This window comes from Achromobacter sp. GbtcB20, from assembly GCF_019091095.1.
In the GTDB taxonomy this organism is placed as follows: Bacteria; Pseudomonadota; Gammaproteobacteria; order Burkholderiales; family Burkholderiaceae_B; genus Achromobacter; species Achromobacter mucicolens.
The window spans coordinates 1-295 of the sequence record NZ_JAGXJZ010000448.1 but is presented as its reverse complement, the minus strand read 5'-3'; the positions used below and the strand labels follow the sequence as shown (position 1 = coordinate 295).

Annotated in this window: 1 protein-coding gene; it reads right to left on the bottom strand. The window is 65.1% G+C overall.

Annotation, left to right across the window (positions count from 1 at the left end; all coding sequences use genetic code 11):
* Positions 1–258: CoA transferase (locus KVT32_RS29710; RefSeq protein WP_217619387.1), on the bottom strand; the 258-nt coding region annotated here is incomplete at its 3' end.
* Positions 259–295 lie beyond the last annotated feature (37 nt).

Sequence of the window (295 nt, the reverse complement as noted above, 5' to 3'; positions counted from 1 at the left end):
GCCGGCCTGCTCGACCAGTTGCAGGACCAGGTCCCGCGCCTGCGGATGCTTCAGGTCGAGGGCCAGGGAGCGGCGGCCGCGCGCCATGACGTCGTACTTCGTGCCGAGCATCGGGAAAGGATTGCCGGCGCCGGGTTTGGTCTTGCGGTCGATGCGCATCACCTCGGCGCCCATGTCGGCCAGCATCATGGCGGCGAAGGGACAGGGGCCGATGCCGACCATTTCGATGACTTTGATTCCTGATAGAGGGCCGGACATTGGTGATTCCTCGGCTTATGCTGCGTTGTACCGCGTG